The following is a 17,392-nucleotide window of genomic DNA, read 5'->3' as shown; positions in this document are numbered from 1 at the left end:
ATTATCGACAACCGCAACAGGGGAGTCCTTTAGCCAATGTTAATCAAATTAATTTGATCGCTTTAAAAGTAAACGTTACGGCGGTAATGAGCATAAAAAAACGCCGTTTGACGTTTTTTATGAAAAAAAAACGATTTTGCTATTGCACTTGTGCTCATACTTCCATAATATCCGCTACCGAAATGATACGCCGGCATAGCTCAGTTGGTAGAGCAACTGACTTGTAATCAGTAGGTCCCGAGTTCGACTCTTGGTGCCGGCACCATTTTCTCTGGAGGGGTTCCCGAGTGGCCAAAGGGATCAGACTGTAAATCTGACGGCTCAGCCTTCGAAGGTTCGAATCCTTCTCCCTCCACCATTTTCTAGGTAGTTAGGTAACCTGAAGTAGGTTGCGCGGATGTCGTATAATGGTATTACTCCAGCCTTCCAAGCTGATAACGCGGGTTCGATTCCCGCCATCCGCTCCAAATTCTTGCTGATAATACTTAATCAGTAGAAAGCACTCGATAGCGAGTGCTTTTTCCAGTTTAAGACTACCTGTCAGCACGCCTCCTGCTTCTTATATATCTCAACTATCTTACTCACTGATTCGGTAGCATTTATGCATCGGATTTTTTGCTATATGCAGTTTCATCACCAGTACTTTGGATTGGGGCAATACCATGGCTAAAGAAAAATTTGAACGTAATAAACCGCATGTTAACGTTGGTACTATTGGACACGTCGACCATGGTAAAACAACGCTAACAGCTGCTATCTCGTCAGTCTTAACTAAGACTTACGGTGGTGAAGTTAAAGATTTCGCACAGATCGATAACGCTCCTGAAGAGCGTGAGCGCGGTATTACAATTAATACTTCTCACATCGAATATGACACACCTGCACGTCACTACGCACACGTAGATTGTCCTGGTCACGCCGATTATGTTAAAAACATGATTACTGGTGCTGCTCAAATGGACGGCGCGATTCTAGTAGTTGCTTCTACAGATGGTCCAATGCCACAAACACGTGAGCACATCCTGCTTTCACGTCAGGTTGGCGTACCATTCATCATCGTATTCATGAACAAGTGTGACATGGTAGATGACGAAGAGCTTCTTGAGCTTGTAGAGATGGAAGTTCGTGAACTTCTTTCTGAATATGACTTCCCAGGTGATGACTTACCAGTTATCCAAGGTTCTGCGCTTAAAGCCCTTGAAGGCGAGCCAGAGTGGGAAGCTAAGATCCTTGAGCTTGCTGAAGCTCTAGATACTTATATTCCAGAGCCAGAGCGTGCAATTGATGGTGCATTCATTCTTCCAATCGAAGATGTTTTCTCAATCTCAGGCCGTGGTACAGTAGTAACTGGTCGTGTAGAGCGCGGTATCATCAAAGTTGGTGAAGAAGTAGAAATTATTGGTATCCGTGATACTACTAAGACTACTTGTACTGGTGTTGAAATGTTCCGTAAGCTTCTTGACGAAGGTCGTGCTGGCGAGAACTGTGGTGTTCTTCTACGTGGTACTAAGCGTGAAGATGTTGAACGTGGTCAGGTTCTTGCTGCTCCTGGTTCAATCACTCCACACACAACATTCAAGTCAGAAATCTATGTTCTGTCAAAAGAAGAAGGCGGACGTCACACTCCATTCTTCAAAGGCTATCGTCCACAGTTCTACTTCCGTACTACGGATGTGACTGGTACTATCGAATTGCCAGAAGGCGTAGAGATGGTAATGCCTGGTGATAACGTTGCTATGACAGTAACGCTTATCTGCCCAATCGCGATGGACGAAGGTTTACGCTTCGCTATCCGTGAAGGTGGCCGTACAGTTGGTGCTGGTGTTGTAGCTGAGATTGTTGCTTAATAGCGACGAATCTTAACTCGATATCAAAAAAAGGCAGCTTAGGCTGCCTTTTTTGTTTCTATTGTAAGCCTATGCTAATTTTGTTAGCTATGCTGGGCTATGTATTCTTGCCAAATACGTGGAATAAGAATACAATCTATGGCCGATTTTTGACTCGCTGGATATACTTTTGGTGAGTGTATTGAGCAGTCGTCAGTTTGGATTGAAAGCCTGACTGATTTTTTCGCTGAGTAAAATGCTATTTTAAAGTAGTAATAGTCTCAGTTCGTAGTAAGTAACGGAATTAACCGATGACAACAAATACTGAAAGCCAGGGTAATTCTCTGGATATTATAAAGTGGGGCCTAGTTATAATCTTGTTGGCTGCCGCTGTTATTGGCAATCATTATTTCGCTGAAGCTAGTGTTCTAGTTCGCGCTATAAGTGTTGTAATCGCTTTTGCTATTGCTGGTCTTATTGCGTCGCAAACAGAGAAAGGCAAGCAAGCATTAACGTTTGCTCGTGAATCACAGATTGAAGTTCGTAAAGTGGTTTGGCCTACGCGTCAAGAAGCACTTAATACAACTTTTATTGTATTAGCTGCAACTGCCGTTTTAGGATTAATCCTTTGGGGCATGGACGCAGTATTGCTTAGAATTGTTAATTTTATTACAGGCGTATAGGCATCTCGAATGACTGAAGCAACTGAAGCTAAAAAAAGATGGTATGTAGTACAAGCGTTTTCAGGCTATGAAGGCCGCGTTTGTAAGTCTTTGAACGAACATATCCAAATGCATAACATGGAAGATTACTTCGGTGAGGTACTAGTACCAACTGAAGAAGTCGTTGAAATGCGTGCAGGCCAACGTCGTAAGAGCGAACGTAAATTTTTCCCTGGCTATGTATTAGTTCAGATGGAAATGAATGACGAAAGCTGGCACCTAGTGAAGAGCATCCCTCGTGTAATGGGCTTCATTGGTGGTACATCAGATCGTCCAGCTCCAATTTCTGATAAAGAAGCTGATGCAATTCTTCAGCGTCTGCAGGACACTACTGAGTCTCCAACGCATCGCGTGATGTTTGAGGCTGGTGAAGTAGTTCGCGTTACTGACGGACCTTTTGCTGACTTCAACGGTACTGTTGAAGAGGTGGATTATGAGAAGAACCGCGTTAAGGTTTCTGTGATGATCTTCGGTCGCTCAACACCTGTAGAACTTGATTTTAGTCAGATTGAAAAAAGCTGATTAAATAAAGCACAAATATTGATTGGAAATGGGTGTGAATTTATATATAATTCGCACCCATATTTTTCGGGGAGCTTTTCAACATAGTGTTGATGGCGTTTGAACCCAAACTTGAGGAAAATGTCTCATGGCAAAGAAAGTTGATGGTTACATCAAACTACAAGTTGCAGCCGGTGCTGCAAACCCGTCGCCACCAGTTGGCCCAGCATTGGGTCAGAAAGGTGTTAACATCATGGAATTCTGTAAAGCATTCAACGCTCGTACTGAAAAGTTCGACAAAGGTATGCCGATTCCAGTAGTTATCACTGTATATACTGATCGCTCTTTCACTTTCGAAACTAAGACGCCACCTGCATCTTTCCTACTGCTTAAAGCAGCTGGTTTGAAATCTGGTTCTGGCCGTCCGAACACTGAAAAAGTGGGAACTATCAAGCGTAGCGCTGTCCAGGAAATTGCTGAGACTAAAGCCGCTGATATGACTGGTGCTGATATTGAAGCGATGACTCGCTCAATTGAAGGTACTGCGCGTTCAATGGGTTTGGTAGTAGAGGACTAATATAATGGCAAAGCTAACTAAACGCGCTCGTTTGATCCGCGAAAAAGTTGAAGTGACTAAGAACTACGACATCAATGAAGCTGTTGCACTACTTAAGGAACTAGCTACTGCTAAGTTCGTTGAAAGTGTTGACGTTGCTGTAAATCTTGGTGTTGATCCACGTAAATCTGACCAAAACGTTCGTGGCGCTACTGTGCTACCACACGGTACTGGTCGTGACGTACGTGTAGCTGTATTCACTCAAGGTGCTAACGCTGAAGCTGCTACTGCTGCTGGCGCTGAGCTAGTCGGTATGGACGAGCTTGCTGCACAAGTTAAAGCGGGTGAAATGAACTTTGACGTTGTTATCGCATCACCAGATGCAATGCGCGTTGTTGGTCAATTAGGTCAAATCTTAGGCCCACGTGGTCTTATGCCTAACCCTAAAACTGGTACTGTAACGCCAAACGTTGCTGAAGCAGTTAAGAACGCTAAAGCTGGTCAAGTTCGCTATCGTAATGATAAGAACGGCATCATCCACACTACTATCGGTAAAGTGGATTTTGAACCAGCTCAACTTAAAGAAAACTTAGAAGCTCTACTTGTTGCTCTTAAAAAAGCCAAGCCAGCAGCTGCTAAAGGTGTTTTCCTTAAGAAAGTAAGCATCTCTACCACTATGGGTGCAGGTGTTGCTGTCGACCAGGGTACTCTGGACGACGGTAAGTAAATTTACAAAGCTCGCGCATTAGTCTATAATGCGCGCACTTTGTAGGGTTGGGGCTATGATTTAATCTAATAGATTAGAAAGTAGTCTCCGTCCAAGACCGTAGGTGTTAGTTGAATAACTAACTTAATCTCCTACGTAGACGGTGTCGGACCCCAGATAGATTTTATTCTGCTGGATCTTTTCGCGCCGTAAGTCGCTAGATATCATTAGATGTTTAGCATGGTAATTGCTAGGGAGTTTCCCTAGATAGAATCCAGGAGTAAAGCCAATGGCATTAGGACTCGAAGACAAAAAAGCGATTGTTGCTGAAGTCGCCGAAGCTGCCAAAGGTGCTTTATCTGCAGTTGTAGCCGATTCACGCGGTGTAACTGTAGGTGATATGACCGGTCTTCGTAAAGCAGCTCGCGAAGCTGGTGTATACGTTAAAGTTGTACGTAATACACTAGTAAAACGCGCTGTCGCTGGTACTGATTTTGAGTGCTTAAGCGATACGTTCACTGGTCCTACTTTGATTGCATTCTCTAATGAGCACCCAGGTGCAGCAGCGCGTCTTCTTAAAGATTTCGCGAAGTCACAAGAGAAGTTTGAAATCAAAGCAGCAGCCTTTGAAGGGGAGTTAATCCCTGCAGAAAATATCGATCGTTTAGCAAAACTACCAACATACGAAGAAGCACTAGCTCAGTTCATGATGACTCTAAAAGAAGCATCTGCTGGCAAGTTGGTTCGTACATTGGCCGCTCTACGCGATCAGAAAGAAGCTGCTTAATAATTTTATTAGCCGCTTAATTAAATTGAATTCAGTACAATTAGGAATTTTTTGTTATGTCTATCACAAAAGACCAAATCTTAGAAGCTATTGCAGAAATGTCTGTAATGGAAGTTGTTGAACTAATCGAGTCAATGGAAGAGAAGTTCGGCGTATCAGCTGCAGCTGCTGTTGTTTCTGGTGGTGGCGATTCAGCTTCTGCTGAAGAGCAAACAGAATTTGACGTAATTCTTACTTCTTTCGGTGAGAACAAAGTTAAAGTAATTAAAGCTCTTCGTGGCGCTACAGGTCTAGGCCTGAAAGAAGCTAAAGCTATGGCTGAAGCTGCTCCAACTCCAGTTAAAGAAGCTATCACTAAAGAAGAAGCTGAAGCTCTTAAAACTGATCTAGAAGAAGCTGGTGCTTCTGTAGAGATTAAGTAAGTTATACTTTAACTTACTACCCCCGAGAAATCGGGCGGAGGCTGGCGGTTTTTTAACCGTCGGCCTTTTTTGCGCTGTAAGCGTAGGCGATTTTTTTTTCACCGTTTGTCGCCAGATTTCGCAGTTCCTAACAGAGATTACTGGTTGGGTTCTTGCTTTCAACGGTGATGGGCAAACGCGCTGTTTCAATCATGATGATTGTTTCAGTCTTGGTCACATCTCGCAATCAGAGGAAACCCATGGTTTACTCCTATTCTGAAAAGAAGCGTATTCGCAAAGACTTCGGTAAACGTCCACAAGTTCTGGACATCCCTTACCTTTTGTCAATCCAGTTGGACTCTTTTAAGAAGTTCACCGATCAAGATCCTACAGGTGAGCGTGGTTTTGAAGCCGCTTTCCGTAGCGTTTTTCCCATCAAGAGCTTTTCTGGTAACTCGGAGCTGCAATATGTCAGCTACAAACTAGGCGAGCCAGTTTTTGATGTGAAAGAGTGTCAAATCCGCGGTATTACATATTCTGCTCCACTGCGCGTTAAATTGCGTATGGTGCTTTATGACCGTGAAGCTGCACCTGGCACTGTGAAAGACATTAAAGAACAAGAAGTTTATATGGGGGATATCCCTCTTATGACTGACAACGGTACCTTTGTAATTAATGGTACTGAGCGTGTTATCGTATCTCAGCTACACCGTAGCCCGGGCGTATTCTTCGATCATGACCGTGGTAAAACCCACTCTTCAGGTAAGGTGCTGTATAACGCACGTATTATTCCTTACCGTGGTTCTTGGTTAGACTTTGAATTCGATCCTAAAGATGCATTGTTTGTTCGTATTGACCGCCGTCGTAAATTGGCTGCATCGATCATTCTTCGCGCATTAGATTATTCGACTCAAGATATTCTTGACCTGTTCTTCGATCGCGTAAACTTTAAGATCAAAAATGATTCATTAGTAATGGATTTGGTTGCTGATCGTCTGCGTGGCGAAACTGCAAGCTATGATATTAAAGAAGCCGATGGCACTGTTCTTGTTGAGAAAGGACGTCGCATTACTGCACGTCATATTCGTCAACTTGAAAAGACTAAGACTACTGAGCTTGAAGTACCTGTTGAGTACATCGTAGGCAAGATTTCTGGTCAAGACTATATTGATCCAGATACAGGTGAAGTTTTGGTTTCTGCAAACGCAGAAATTGGCCTAGAAGATCTCGCTAAGCTTTCGCTTGCTGGCGTTAAAGAAGTAAGCACACTGTATATCAACGAGCTTGATAACGGTGCTTATATCTCTGACACTCTACGTATCGATTCAACAACAAACCGCTTAGAAGCGCTTGTTGAAATCTACCGTATGATGCGCCCAGGCGAGCCACCAACTAAAGATGCTGCAGAAGCGTTATTTAATAACCTTTTCTTCAGCGAAGAGCGCTATGACCTTTCTAAAGTAGGTCGTATGAAGTTCAATCGTCGTCTAAGTATTGATGATGATGAAGGTACGGGTATCCTTTCTAAAGAAGATATCGTTGCCGTGATGAAGAACATCATCGCCATCCGTAATGGATTTGACGAAGTTGATGATATCGATCACCTAGGTAACCGTCGTATCCGTAGTGTTGGCGAAATGGCTGAAAACCAGTTCCGTGTTGGTCTAGTTCGTGTTGAACGTGCCGTACGTGAGCGTTTGAGCCTTGGCGATCTGAATGAGCTAATGCCTCAGGATTTGATCAACGCTAAGCCAATCTCTGCAGCTGTTAAAGAATTCTTTGGCTCTTCACAGCTTTCGCAATTCATGGATCAAAACAACCCGCTTTCAGAAGTGACGCATAAGCGTCGTATTTCTGCGCTTGGCCCTGGTGGTTTGACTCGTGAACGTGCTGGTTTTGAGGTTCGAGATGTACACCCGACGCACTACGGTCGTCTATGTCCAATCGAAACTCCTGAAGGTCCAAACATTGGTTTGATCAACTCGTTGTCAACCTTTGCTCGTACTAACAACTATGGTTTCCTTGAAACACCTTACCGCAAGGTAATTGATGGTGTAGTAACTGACGAAGTAGATTACTTGTCAGCTATTGAAGAGGGCCGTTACGTTATTGCACAGGCAATCGTTCAGCTTGATGAAACCGGTCGCATGATGGATGAGCTTATTGCTTGTCGTCATAAAGGTGATTCTACCTTTATGGGTGCTGCTGATATCCAATATATGGATGTTTCACCACAACAGATTATTTCTGTTGCGGCATCGCTAATTCCGTTCCTAGAACACGATGATGCGAACCGTGCATTGATGGGTGCAAACATGCAACGTCAAGCCGTACCAACACTAAAGGCTGATAAGCCGTTAGTAGGTACTGGTATTGAGCGTACTCTTGCTGTTGACTCTGGTGTTGTTGTTGTTGCTAAGCGTGGCGGTTATATCGACTACGTAGATGCAAGTCGCATCGTTGTTAAGGTAAACGAATCTGAGCTACACCCAGGTGAAGCCGGTATCGATATCTACAACTTGACTAAATACACGCGTTCTAACCAGAACACTTGTATTAACCAGCGTCCTTGTTGTTCTATGGGCGATCCAGTTGTTACTGGTGATGTACTTGCTGATGGTCCATCTACCGATTTGGGTGATTTGGCTCTCGGTCAGAACATGCGTATCGCGTTCATGCCTTGGAACGGTTACAACTTTGAGGATTCAATCCTTATCTCTGAGCGCGTGGCTATGGAAGATCGTTTCACGACTATCCATATTCAAGAACTTTCTTGTATCGCTCGTGATACTAAGTTGGGTAGCGAAGAGATCACTGCTGATATTCCAAACGTTGGTGAGTCTGCGCTTTCTAAGCTAGATGAATCAGGTATCGTTTATATCGGTGCTGAAGTTAAGGGTGGCGACATCCTAGTTGGTAAAGTGACACCTAAGGGTGAAACACAGCTGACTCCAGAAGAGAAACTCCTCCGAGCTATTTTCGGTGAAAAAGCCTCTGACGTTAAAGACAGTTCATTGCGTGTACCTAACTCTGTTAAAGGTACTATCATCGACGTTCAAGTGTTTACTCGTGACGGCGTTGATAAAGATAAGCGTGCTGTTGAGATTGAAGAGTTGCACATCGCGGAAGCGAAGAAGGATTTGACTGAAGAGTTCCAAATTCTTGAAGAGGGTGTTCTTGGTCGTGCCCGCAACCTATTATTAGGTGCAGGTTTCACCGAAGAGCAACTTAATGCGATTCCACGTTCACAGTTGTTGGTTCAAACCATCGATGATGAAGGTAAGCAAACTGAGCTAGAGCAATTAGCTGAGCAAGCGGAAGAGCTAAAAGCAGATTTCGATAAGAAGTTTGAAGTTAAGCGTCGTAAGATCACTCAAGGTGATGATTTAGCACCTGGCGTACTGAAGATTGTTAAGGTTTACCTTGCAGTTAAACGTACTATCCAGCCTGGTGATAAGATGGCGGGTCGTCACGGTAACAAGGGTGTAATCTCTAAGATTTGTCCTGTTGAAGACATGCCTTACGATGACAAAGGTAACCCAGTGGATATCGTATTGAACCCACTAGGTGTACCGTCACGTATGAACATCGGTCAAGTACTTGAAGTTCATATGGGTGCTGCAGCTAAAGGTATCGGTAATCGTATTACTGAAATGCTTGAAGAGCAGCGCGAATTGGCAGAAGTTCGCGGATACATTAAAGAAGTTTATGAATTAGGTGACGAAGTGCAGCAGCGCGTCGATATCGATTCATTTACTGATGATGAAGTCTTGCGTCTAGCTAAAAACCTTAAAGGCGGTGTACCAACAGCTACACCTGCGTTTGATGGTGCCAAAGAGAAAGAGATCAAGCAGATGCTTGCTCTTGCAGGCCTACCGACATCAGGTCAGCTAACGCTATGTGATGGTCGTACTGGTAACGAATTTGAGCGTCAAGTAACCGTTGGTTACATGTACATGCTCAAGCTTAACCACTTGGTTGACGATAAGATGCACGCCCGTTCTACCGGTTCGTACAGTCTTGTTACTCAGCAGCCATTGGGTGGTAAAGCACAGTTCGGTGGTCAGCGTTTCGGTGAGATGGAAGTATGGGCACTTGAAGCTTACGGTGCAGCATATACCCTTCAGGAAATGCTAACTGTTAAGTCAGATGATGTGAACGGTCGTACTCAGATGTATAAGAACATCGTCGACGGTAACTATCAGATGCAACCAGGTATGCCTGAATCTTTCAACGTATTGTTGAAAGAGATCCGTTCACTCGGTATCAACATTGAGTTGGATACCAAGTAAAACTGGTTCCCGCCTCTATTTGGCAAAATCGGTGCTTTGCATTAGCAGGGCACCCGGTTTAACTCCTTCAGGAGAGAAACGTGAAAGACTTATTAAAGTTTCTGAAACAGCAAAGCAAGACTGAAGAATTTGATGGAATCAAGATTGGCCTAGCGTCACCTGATTTGATCCGTTCTTGGTCTTTTGGTGAAGTTAAGAAGCCAGAAACCATTAACTACCGTACATTCAAGCCTGAGCGTGAAGGTCTGTTTTGTGCGCGTATTTTTGGTCCAGTAAAAGATTACGAATGTTTATGCGGTAAGTATAAGCGTCTTAAGCACCGTGGTGTGATCTGTGAAAAGTGTGGCGTAGAAGTTACACAGACTAAAGTACGTCGTGAGCGTATGGGTCACATCGATCTTGCAAGCCCAGTGGCACACATTTGGTTCTTGAAGTCACTTCCGTCTCGCATCGGTTTGATGCTAGATATGACACTTCGTGATATCGAACGTGTACTTTACTTCGAATCTTTCGTCGTAATCGAGCCTGGCATGACCAGTCTTGAACGCGGCCAAATGCTGACAGAAGAAAACTATCTGGATGCATTGGAAGAGTACGGTGATGAATTCGAAGCTAAGATGGGTGCTGAAGCAGTTCTAGAATTGCTACGTGCTATCGAGCTTGAGAAAGAGATTGAGATGATGCGCGAAGAGTTGCCATCAATCAACTCTGAGACTCGTCGTAAGAAGATCACTAAGCGTCTTAAGCTTGTTGAGGCATTCTTCCAATCAGGTAACAAGCCTGAGTGGATGATCCTTAAAGTGCTGCCAGTACTGCCACCTGATCTACGCCCTCTAGTTCCACTAGATGGTGGACGTTTTGCTACGTCTGATTTGAACGACCTTTACCGTCGTGTCATCAACCGTAACAACCGTCTAAAGCGTCTGTTAGATCTAGCTGCTCCAGATATCATCGTACGTAACGAAAAGCGTATGTTGCAAGAATCTGTTGATGCGCTATTGGATAACGGTCGTCGTGGTCGTGCTATTACAGGTTCTAACAAGCGTCCGCTTAAATCTTTGGCCGATATGATCAAAGGTAAGCAAGGTCGTTTCCGTCAGAACTTGCTAGGTAAGCGTGTTGATTATTCTGGTCGTTCGGTAATTACCGTAGGTCCAACTCTTCGCTTACACCAGTGTGGTCTTCCTAAGAAGATGGCACTAGAGCTATTTAAGCCATTCATCTATGGCAAGTTAGAAGGTCGTGGCTTAGCTACTACCATTAAAGCTGCTAAGAAGATGGTTGAGCGTGAAGTACCTGAAGTTTGGGATGTTCTAGACGATGTTATTCGTGAACACCCAGTGATGCTTAACCGTGCACCAACATTGCACAGATTGGGTATCCAGGCATTTGAGCCAGTACTAATCGAAGGTAAAGCGATCCAGCTTCACCCATTGGTTTGTGCGGCATACAACGCCGATTTCGATGGTGACCAAATGGCTGTTCACGTGCCGCTAACGCTGGAAGCTCAGCTAGAAGCACGTTCACTAATGATGTCTACCAACAACATTCTATCGCCTGCAAACGGTGAGCCGGTTATCACACCGTCACAAGATGTTGTATTGGGTCTGTACTACACCAGCCGTGAGCGTATTAACGGCAAGGGTGAAGGCATGGCATTCTCTGATGTGGCTGAAGCTGAAAAAGCTTACCGCACCGGATTTGTTGAATTGCATGCACGCGTTAAGGTTCGTATTACCGAAACCAAGATTAACGAAGCTGGCGAAAAAGTTAAGACTCGTCGTGTCGTAGATACTACAGTCGGTCGCGCATTGCTTTCAACGATCCTGCCTAAAGGCTTATCTTATGATCTGGTTAACCAGAACATGGGTAAGAAGCAGATCTCTAAGCTATTGAACACTTGTTACCGTCAACTAGGTCTTAAAGATACAGTTATCTTTGCTGACCAATTGATGTATACCGGTTTCCATTTTGCTACTGTGTCTGGTGCCTCTGTTGGTATCAATGACATGGTTATTCCAGATGAGAAATATACGCTAGTTGCTGATGCTGAAGCGGAAGTTCTTGAAATTCAAGAGCAGTTCCAATCAGGTCTAGTAACAGCTGGTGAGCGTTACAACAAGGTCATCGATATCTGGGCAAGCGCGAACGAGAAAGTGTCGAAAGCGATGATGGATAACTTGTCTTCTGAAACCGTGATTAACCGTGACGGTGTAGAAGAGCAGCAAGAATCTTTCAACAGTATTTACATGATGGCCGACTCTGGTGCTCGTGGTAGTGCTGCACAGATTCGTCAGCTAGCGGGTATGCGTGGTCTGATGGCTAAGCCTGATGGCTCAATCATCGAAACACCAATTACCGCTAACTTCCGTGAAGGTCTAAACGTATCTCAATACTTTATTTCTACTCACGGTGCGCGTAAAGGTCTAGCGGATACGGCATTGAAGACAGCTAACTCTGGTTACCTGACTCGTCGTCTAGTAGACGTTGCACAAGATTTAGTTGTCATTGAAGAAGATTGTGGCACGTTCGAAGGTCTAACAATGAAACCGCTTATTGAAGGTGGTGATGTTGTTGAACCGTTACGTGAACGTGTTCTAGGTCGTGTTGTTGCTCAAGATGTATTTAAGCCTGGTACTGAAGATGTACTTGTGCCACGTAATACACTGCTTGATGAAGCTTGGTGTGACATCGTCGAAGATAACTCTATCGATGAAATGATTGTTCGCTCAGTGATTAGCTGTGATACAGACTTCGGTGTTTGTGCGGCTTGTTATGGTCGTGATTTGGCTCGTGGTCATATCATCAACCAAGGTGAAGCAATCGGTGTTGTTGCGGCTCAGTCAATTGGTGAGCCTGGTACACAGCTTACGATGCGTACCTTCCACATTGGTGGTGCAGCATCTCGTGCGTCAGCAGAGAACAACGTTCAAGTTAAGAACGCGGGTACTCTAAAGCTGCACAATGCTAAGCATGTAACAAACAGCAATGGTAAGTTGGTTATCGTATCGCGTTCATCTGAGCTAGCCATCATTGATGAGCTAGGTCGTGAGAAAGAGCGTTATAAGGTGCCATACGGTACTATTCTAGAAAAATTAGAAGACGCACCTGTTGCAGCTGGCGAAATTATCGCTAACTGGGATCCACATACTCACCCGATTGTCACAGAAGTGGCGGGTAGTACTAAGTTCGTAGATATGATTGAAGGTGTCACTATGACACGTCAAACAGACGAGCTTACGGGTCTATCATCTATCGTAGTATTAGATGTTGCACAACGTCCAACAGCCGGTAAAGAGATGCGTCCGATGATTCGTCTAGTTGCTGCTGATGGTGGCGACTTGAAGATCCCTGGTACTGAAGTACCAGCGCAATACTTCTTGCCTGGTAACGCGATTGTCAACCTTGACGATAACGCACCAATTAACGTTGGTGATGCATTAGCTCGTATTCCTCAAGAATCGTCTAAGACTCGTGATATTACCGGTGGTCTACCGCGCGTAGCCGACTTGTTCGAAGCGCGTAAGCCAAAAGAGCCTGCTATTCTTGCTGAAGTTTCGGGAACTATCTCGTTTGGTAAAGAAACTAAAGGTAAGCGTCGTCTAGTGATTACACCTGCTGAAGGTGGCGATCACTATGAAGAGATGATCCCTAAGTGGCGTAACCTTAACGTGTTCGAAGGTGAAAAAGTCGAACGTGGTGAAGTTATTGCTGATGGTGCAGAAGCTGCACACGACATTCTACGTCTACGTGGTATCCACAATGTGGCAAACTACATCGTAAATGAAGTGCAAGATGTTTACCGCCTACAGGGTGTTAAGATCAACGATAAGCACATCGAGGTGATTATTCGCCAGATGCTGCGTAAGTGTGAGATTACTAATGCCGGTGACAGTGAATTCCTAGCGGGTGAGCAAGCTGAAGTATCACGTGTTAAGATCGCTAACCGCGAACTTGAAGCACAAGGTAAGCAGCTAGTGACCTTTGAGCGCGAACTTCTTGGTATTACCAAGGCGTCTCTAGCAACAGAATCTTTCATCTCAGCAGCATCGTTCCAGGAGACCACTCGTGTTCTTACTGAAGCAGCTGTTGGTGGTAAGAAAGATAAATTGCGCGGTCTTAAAGAGAACGTAATTGTGGGTCGATTGATCCCTGCTGGTACGGGTTACTCATACCATCAGAAGCGTGCGGCAGAAGCGGCGAAACCTACGTCGACTGAAGCACCAACAATTAGTGCTAGCGAAGCTGAGCAGAACCTTGCAGATCTACTAAATTTAGCTGGAAGTTCTGATTAATTCAGTCTGAAAAGTAAATAGATTGTAAAAAAGGCGCCTTTGGCGCCTTTTTTTTACTTTAAATCGGTTAAAAGTTGTCTATTTCTTGACACTAACGCCATACACTTCTAAAATTTCGCGTCCCACACCTGTGGGATATAGATTTTTCACACCTTACTGTTGATTTAGTCAACTGATTCGGAGCTATACATGGCAACTGTAAACCAGTTGGTACGTAAGCCACGCGCACCTAAAGTCGATAAGACTAATGTGCCAGCGTTGGAAGCGTGTCCACAAAAACGTGGTGTTTGTACTCGCGTATACACAACCACACCAAAAAAACCTAACTCTGCACTACGTAAAGTAGCTCGTGTGCGTCTAACTAACGGTTTCGAAGTTACTTCGTACATCGGCGGTGAAGGCCACAACCTGCAGGAACACAGTGTAATTCTAATCCGTGGCGGTCGTGTAAAAGACTTACCGGGTGTGCGTTACCACACTGTACGTGGCGCTTTAGATTGTGCTGGCGTAAGTGAACGTCGTCAAGGTCGTTCAAAGTACGGTGCTAAGCGTCCTAAGTCTTAACGTTTTCCGTTAAGTAAGGCCAAGCTAGTTTTTATTGAGATTCCAGTTTTGGGGTCCCTGAAGCATACGGAGAAATTGTTATGCCAAGACGTCGCGTTGTAGGACAACGTAAAATCCTACCAGATCCAAAGTTCAACAGTGAGTTGCTGGCTAAGTTCATCAACGTCATTATGCAGGACGGCAAAAAGTCGACTGCAGAAAAAATTATTTACAAGGCACTAGATACCGCTTTCGAAAAGAAAGGCGAAGATCATCTAGTTATCCTTGAAGCAGCCCTGGACAATGTACGTCCATCAGTCGAGGTTAAGTCTCGTCGTGTTGGTGGTTCTACATACCAGGTACCATGTGAAGTTCGTCCAGTGCGTCGTAACGCACTAGCGATGCGCTGGTTGGTTGAAGCTGCACGTAAGCGTGGTGAAAAATCTATGGCGTTACGTCTAGCCGGTGAAATGCTAGACGCATCAGAAAACAAAGGTACTGCTGTTAAGAAGCGCGAAGACGTGCATCGTATGGCAGAAGCAAACAAAGCGTTTGCTCATTACCGCTGGTAATATCTTGGCGTGGGCAATGTCCCACGCCTTACTTGCATTGCTAACACTCAGGTTTTAGCTAAGAGGGTATAAATCGTGGCTCGTACAACTCCAATTGAGCGCTACCGAAATATCGGTATTGTCGCTCATGTTGACGCTGGTAAAACCACCACAACTGAACGTGTTCTATTCTACACCGGTATGTCTCATAAGATCGGTGAAGTCCATGATGGCGCAGCCACTATGGATTGGATGGAACAGGAGCAGGAGCGTGGGATTACCATCACATCAGCCGCAACGACTACTTTCTGGCGCGGAATGGATGCGCAGTTTACTGAACACCGTATCAACATCATCGATACTCCTGGTCACGTTGACTTCACTATTGAAGTAGAACGTTCACTACGAGTCTTAGATGGTGCTGTGGTGGTATTCTGTGGTTCATCTGGGGTAGAACCTCAATCCGAGACTGTTTGGCGTCAAGCTGATAAGTATCACGTCCCTCGTTTGGTATTCATTAATAAGATGGACCGAGCAGGCGCAGACTTTGATAGCGTAGTCGAACAGATCCGTAACCGTCTTGGAGCAACTTGTGTACCTATTCAATTGAATATCGGTGCAGAAGAGGAGTTCAAAGGTGTAGTCGATTTGATCAAGATGAAAGCGATTAACTGGTCTGAAGAAGATCAGGGAATGTCTTTCAGTTATGAAGCAATTCCAGCCCATTTAGCCGATAAAGCAGCAGAGATGCGTGAGTATTTGGTTGAGAGTGCCGCGGAAGCTACTGACGAACTGATGGAAAAGTACCTTGAAGAAGGTGAGCTTACCGAAGTTGAGATCAAAGAGGCATTACGTAAACGTACCTTAAATAACGAAATCGTCTTGGTCACCTGTGGTTCTGCTTTTAAGAACAAAGGTGTGCAAGCGGTGCTCGATGCAGTGGTAGATTTTCTACCATCACCAGTCGAAGTTCCTGCAATTACGGGAATAGATGACAATGAGAAAGAAACTGATCGTCCTGCGGATGATAATGCGCCTTTCGCTGCCTTAGCATTTAAGATTGCAACAGACCCATTCGTGGGAACTTTAACCTTTATGCGTGTTTATTCAGGTGTATTGGAAACCGGTTCTGGCGTTTATAACTCTGTTAAGCAAAAACGTGAACGTATTGGTCGTATGGTGCAGATGCACGCTAATGACCGTCAAGAGATTAAAGAAGTACGCGCTGGCGACATCGCTGCTGCTATTGGTCTTAAAGACGTGACGACTGGCGATACATTGTGCGATAGCGATCATAAAGTAATTTTGGAGCGCATGGAGTTTCCTGAGCCCGTAATTACTATTGCTGTTGAACCAAGAACCAAGGCAGACCAGGATAAGATGGGGATGGCGTTGCAAAAACTTGCAGCGGAAGATCCGTCGTTCCGTGTTGAAACTGATGAAGAATCGGGTCAAACACTGATCTCTGGTATGGGTGAGCTACACTTAGATATCATCGTTGACCGTATGCGTCGCGAGTTTGGTGTTGACTGTAATGTAGGTAAACCTCAAGTTGCATATCGTGAGACTATCCGCGCAACCGTGGAAGTTGAAGGTAAGTTCATACGCCAATCGGGTGGTCGAGGTCAATTCGGTCATGTTTGGTTAAAGCTAGAACCTCAAGAAGAGGGTTTTGGTTATGAGTTTGTCAACGAAATTGTTGGTGGTAGTGTTCCAAAAGAATATATCCCAGCAGTAGATAAAGGCATTCAAGAACAGATGAACAGCGGCGTATTAGCCGGGTTCCCTATTCTAGACGTAAAAGTTACTTTGTTTGATGGTTCATATCATGATGTGGATTCGAACGAAATGGCCTTTAAAGTCGCCGGTTCAATGGGCTTTAGAAAGGGTGCTCTCGAAGCAGACCCTGCCTTGCTTGAACCTTGTATGAAAGTTGAAGTGACAACACCTGAAAATCATATGGGTGATGTTGTTGGAGACTTAAACCGTCGTCGTGGCCTCATTGAAGGTATGGATGATGGTATCGCAGGCGTTAAACTTGTGCATGCAACAGTGCCGTTGTCTGAAATGTTCGGTTATGCAACCGATTTGCGCTCTGCGACTCAGGGTCGTGCTTCATACTCTATGGAGTTTTTGAAGTACTCCGATGCACCGCAAAATGTTACTAAAGCAATAATAGAAGCTCGCGGCTAAACAGTCCGACTCTATTGTT

General features: G+C 44.6%; 12 protein-coding genes and 3 tRNA genes. All 15 read left to right on the top strand.

From position 1 onward, the window contains the following. Positions 1-189: 189 nt before the first annotated feature. The 15 genes from JK628_RS22255 (at position 190) to fusA (ending at position 17,373) form a co-directional block, all read left to right on the top strand. Positions 190-265 (top strand) — tRNA-Thr (locus JK628_RS22255). 8 nt (positions 266-273) lie between these two features. After that, a tRNA-Tyr gene (locus JK628_RS22250) sits at positions 274-358 on the top strand. 35 nt (positions 359-393) lie between these two features. Beyond that, positions 394-467: transfer RNA gene (locus JK628_RS22245), tRNA-Gly, on the top strand. A 195-nt stretch (positions 468-662) separates the two neighbouring features. Beyond that, positions 663-1,847, top strand: coding sequence for an elongation factor Tu (tuf, locus tag JK628_RS22240; protein WP_202287037.1), 1,185 nt, complete (start codon positions 663-665; stop codon positions 1,845-1,847). A gap of 290 nt (positions 1,848-2,137) precedes the next feature. After that, on the top strand, positions 2,138-2,509 hold the full coding sequence (secE, locus tag JK628_RS22235) for a preprotein translocase subunit SecE (RefSeq protein WP_202287046.1): 372 nt from the start codon (positions 2,138-2,140) through the stop codon (positions 2,507-2,509). 9 nt (positions 2,510-2,518) lie between these two features. Continuing rightward, positions 2,519-3,070 carry a transcription termination/antitermination protein NusG gene (nusG, locus tag JK628_RS22230; protein ID WP_202287045.1) on the top strand — a complete coding sequence of 184 codons (552 nt, stop codon included), beginning with the start codon at positions 2,519-2,521 and terminating at the stop codon, positions 3,068-3,070. Positions 3,071-3,197: 127 nt separating this feature from the next. After that, complete coding sequence (gene rplK / locus JK628_RS22225) at positions 3,198-3,626, top strand: 50S ribosomal protein L11 (protein WP_160798931.1); 429 nt, start codon at positions 3,198-3,200, stop codon at positions 3,624-3,626. A gap of 4 nt (positions 3,627-3,630) precedes the next feature. Beyond that, positions 3,631-4,332 (top strand): 50S ribosomal protein L1, encoded by a 702-nt coding sequence (gene rplA / locus JK628_RS22220; protein WP_202287044.1) that lies wholly within the window; start codon positions 3,631-3,633, stop codon positions 4,330-4,332. A 268-nt stretch (positions 4,333-4,600) separates the two neighbouring features. Beyond that, positions 4,601-5,098 carry a 50S ribosomal protein L10 gene (gene rplJ, locus JK628_RS22215; RefSeq protein ID WP_202287043.1) on the top strand — a complete coding sequence of 166 codons (498 nt, stop codon included), beginning with the start codon at positions 4,601-4,603 and terminating at the stop codon, positions 5,096-5,098. Positions 5,099-5,154: 56 nt separating this feature from the next. Next, complete coding sequence (gene rplL, locus JK628_RS22210) at positions 5,155-5,520, top strand: 50S ribosomal protein L7/L12 (protein ID WP_202287042.1); 366 nt, start codon at positions 5,155-5,157, stop codon at positions 5,518-5,520. 239 nt (positions 5,521-5,759) lie between these two features. Next, positions 5,760-9,791, top strand: coding sequence for a DNA-directed RNA polymerase subunit beta (gene rpoB / locus JK628_RS22205; protein ID WP_202287041.1), 4,032 nt, complete (start codon positions 5,760-5,762; stop codon positions 9,789-9,791). Positions 9,792-9,871: 80 nt separating this feature from the next. Next, on the top strand, positions 9,872-14,086 hold the full coding sequence (rpoC, locus tag JK628_RS22200) for a DNA-directed RNA polymerase subunit beta' (RefSeq protein WP_202287040.1): 4,215 nt from the start codon (positions 9,872-9,874) through the stop codon (positions 14,084-14,086). A gap of 189 nt (positions 14,087-14,275) precedes the next feature. Beyond that, positions 14,276-14,650 (top strand): 30S ribosomal protein S12, encoded by a 375-nt coding sequence (gene rpsL / locus JK628_RS22195; protein WP_101088981.1) that lies wholly within the window; start codon positions 14,276-14,278, stop codon positions 14,648-14,650. 80 nt (positions 14,651-14,730) lie between these two features. Next, positions 14,731-15,201, top strand: a complete 471-nt coding sequence (rpsG, locus tag JK628_RS22190) for a 30S ribosomal protein S7 (protein ID WP_202287039.1) — start codon at positions 14,731-14,733, stop codon at positions 15,199-15,201. Positions 15,202-15,276: 75 nt separating this feature from the next. Then, positions 15,277-17,373, top strand: coding sequence for an elongation factor G (fusA, locus tag JK628_RS22185; RefSeq protein ID WP_202287038.1), 2,097 nt, complete (start codon positions 15,277-15,279; stop codon positions 17,371-17,373). Positions 17,374-17,392: the final 19 nt, after the last annotated feature.

Source organism: Shewanella sp. KX20019, assembly GCF_016757755.1.
Taxonomy (GTDB): domain Bacteria; phylum Pseudomonadota; class Gammaproteobacteria; order Enterobacterales; family Shewanellaceae; genus Shewanella.
The sequence above is the reverse complement of the archived record's forward strand: the minus strand, read 5'-3'. Positions and strand labels throughout refer to the sequence as shown.